This is a genomic window from Streptomyces triticirhizae (genome assembly GCF_003696235.1).
Classification (GTDB): domain Bacteria; phylum Actinomycetota; class Actinomycetes; order Streptomycetales; family Streptomycetaceae; genus Streptomyces; species Streptomyces triticirhizae.
This window is the reverse complement of sequence record NZ_RFFJ01000292.1, coordinates 2,309-5,227: the sequence shown is the minus strand read 5'-3', so window position 1 is coordinate 5,227 and position 2,919 is coordinate 2,309. Positions and strand designations below refer to the sequence as shown.

Sequence of the window (2,919 nt, the reverse complement as noted above, 5' to 3'; positions counted from 1 at the left end):
TGCTCGCGACCCGCGCCAGGACGCTGCGGGCCGCGCCCGGCGGCGGCTGGCGGCTCGGCGTCAGCAGCCGCCCGGGCCAGGGCCACCGGCCCGACCAGGAACTCGCCGGCGAGACCGTGGTGCTGGCCGTCCCGCAGCAGGCGGCGCACCGGCTGCTGCCACCCGGCGCGCTGCCCGACGCCGACCGGCTGCTGGCGATCGACAGCGCGCCGATCCTCAACGTCCACGTGATCTACGACCGCCCGGTACTGCGGCGACCGTTCTTCGCCGCCGTCAACAGCCCCGTCCAGTGGGTCTTCGACCGCACCGGCCCCTCGGGACTCGACGCGCTGCCGGCGGCCAGGGGCGGCCAGTACCTGGCGCTGTCCCAGTCGGCGGCAGACGAGGAGATCCAGCAGCCCGCCGAGCTGCTGCGCAAGCGCTATGTCCCCGAGCTGGAGCGGCTGTTGCCGAGGGCGGCCGAGGCCAGGCTGCTCGACTTCTTCGTCACCCGCGAGCGCACCGCCACCTTCGCGCCCACGCCGGGCGTCGGCCGGCTCCGCCCCGGTCCCGTGACCGGCGCCGACGGCCTCTACCTCGCCGGGGCGTGGACCGCCACCGGCTGGCCAGCGACCATGGAGAGCGCGGTGCGCAGCGGCCTCGCGGCGGCGCGCGCGGCGGTCCAGGGAGAGCCCACCCCCCAACGACCGGCTAAGGAGCCCGCGTGAACCCGGCCGCCCCCCGACCCGAAGCCCCCGGCGCGCCCGAGCCGTCCCGGCCCGCACGACCGCCGCACGCCGTCGTCGAACTGCTGGAGCGCAGCCGGGCGTTGACCACGCCAGCGCTGCGCGCCGCCGTGGGCCGGCTGGCCCCGCCGATGGACACCGTGGCCGCCTACCACTTCGGCTGGATCGACGCCCAGGGCCGCCCCACCGACGCCGACAGCGGCAAGGCGGTCCGCCCCGCGCTCGCGCTGCTCTCCGCCGAGGCCGCCGGCGCCGCCCCCGAGGTCGGCGTCCCCGGCGCGGTCGCGGTGGAGCTGGTGCACAACTTCTCGCTGCTCCACGACGACCTCATGGACGGCGACGAGCAGCGCCGCCACCGGGACACCGTGTGGAAGGTGCACGGCCCGGCCCAGGCCATCCTCGTCGGCGACGCGCTCTTCGCCCTGGCCAGCGAGATCATCCTGGACGGCGACGACGCCCACGCCGCGCGCGCCGCCCGCCGGCTGGCCGCCGCCAGCCGGCAGTTGATAGACGGACAGGCCCAGGACATCGCGTTCGAGCACCGGGAACGGGTCACGGTCGCCGAGTGCCTGGCCATGGAGGGCAACAAGACCGGCGCGCTGCTGGCCTTCGCCGCCTCCATCGGCGCGGTGCTGGGCGGCGCGGACGACGCGCTGGCCGACGCGTTGGACGCCTACGGGCGCCATCTGGGCCTGGCGTTCCAGGCCGTCGACGACCTGCTGGGCATCTGGGGCGACCCCCGTTCCACCGGCAAACTCACCTGGAGCGACCTCAGGCAGCGCAAGAAGTCGCTGCCGGTCGTCGCCGCCATGGCCGCCGAGGGGCCGGCCGCCGCGCGGCTCACGGCGCTGCTGACCGCCGACGTGAAGAAGAGCCGCGAGGAGTTCGAGGACTTCGACGAGGCGGAGTTCGCCGCCAGGGCCGAGCTGATCGACGAGGCGGGCGGCCGACGCTGGACCGCCGACGAGGCCAGGCGCCAGTACGACATCGCGATCGACGCGCTGGAGTCGGTGACTCTGCCGGCGGCGACCAGGCGGCGGCTGACGGAACTGGCGGACTTCGTGGTGGTGCGCAGCAAGTAGCTCTCTTTCGGGGAGCGGCCACGCCCGGTGGCCGGGCACCGTGCCTTGCCGGCGGCAGGGGGGCCGCCCGCCCCTGCGGGGCGGGAGTTGCGCCCTGCGGGGGTGGACCAGCCGTGCTCGGCTGGGGGGTTGGGCTTCCGGGCCCCAGGGCCCGGGAGCCTCCGGTCACTCCAGCAGGGCCGCCCGCAGGCGTTCCCTGGCCGGCGGGGTCAGGCCCAGGCCGCGCGTCAGATAGCCCTCGGTGCCGCCCCAGTGGGTGTCGATCGTGTCGAAGGCCGCCGACAGGTACTCGATCCGGGCGTCGAACATCGGCGCGAGCAGCCGTTGGACCTCCGGGTCGAGCGCCGTGGCCCCCGGCCGCGCGGCCGGCTCGTCCCTGCGCACCAGATAGCGGCTCCGCGGGGCGTTGGATCTCAGGTAGTCCTCGGCTATGACCTCCCGTTCCACGCCCAGGGCCAGCAGCACCACCGCCACCGTCAACCCCGCGCGGTCCTTGCCGGCCGCGCAGTGCAGCAGCGCCGGGACGTCCCCTTCGGCCAACGCGGCCAGCACCCGCCCCTGTTCGGCGGTCCTGCCGAGCACGATCGAACGGTAGGTCTCCTTCATCTGCTCCTCGCCGCGCCCCTCCGCCAGCTGCCGCCGCAGCCGGTCCACGTCGCCCCGGCGCACCAGGTCCCAGAACGCGGCGCCGTCGGCCGGGTCGTTGAGCGGTATGTTCACGTTCCGCACCCCGGGCAGGGCCACGTCGTGCCCGTCCAGCTCCAGGTCGGCCGCGTTGCGGAAGTCGAAGACCGCCCGCAGGCCCAACGAGCCGAGGAACGCCGCGTCCTCGGCGGTGGCGTGCGCGAGGTGCCCGCTGCGGAAGAGGCGGCCACGGCGCACCGTGCGCCCGTCCCGCGCGGGGAGCCCGCCCAGGTCACGGAAGTTCCGCACCGCCGTCAACAGGGGCTCCGTCGGCACCTCGGTCATCCTGACTCCTCCCGCCCGACCCCGCCCGGGGTCCTCGGGCCCCGCCCTGGGCCCCGCACCGCAAGCGACCCTACGGCACCGGCCGAGCCGGCCGGAATGTCAGACCCGGCCGGCATCATGGGCCCCATGAGTCAACGCCCCGT

The 2,919-nt window shown here is 75.7% G+C and carries 3 protein-coding genes; 2 read left to right on the top strand and 1 reads right to left on the bottom strand.

Translation table 11 applies throughout. The features are described from left to right. Together EBN88_RS28365 and EBN88_RS28360 are read left to right on the top strand one after the other, a co-directional pair. The coding region (locus tag EBN88_RS28365) for an FAD-dependent oxidoreductase (RefSeq protein WP_199742519.1) at positions 1–707 on the top strand (707 nt) is incomplete at its 5' end. Then, complete coding sequence (locus EBN88_RS28360; RefSeq protein ID WP_407703478.1) at positions 704–1,807, top strand: polyprenyl synthetase family protein; 1,104 nt, start codon at positions 704–706, stop codon at positions 1,805–1,807. The genes EBN88_RS28365 and EBN88_RS28360, both read left to right, overlap by 4 nt. A gap of 165 nt (positions 1,808–1,972) precedes the next feature. On the opposite strand, the gene EBN88_RS28355 is transcribed toward EBN88_RS28360, so the two are convergent. Beyond that, entirely contained in the window at positions 1,973–2,776 is an 804-nt protein-coding gene (locus tag EBN88_RS28355; protein WP_122399880.1) for a tyrosine-protein phosphatase, read from the bottom strand. Positions 2,777–2,919: the final 143 nt, after the last annotated feature.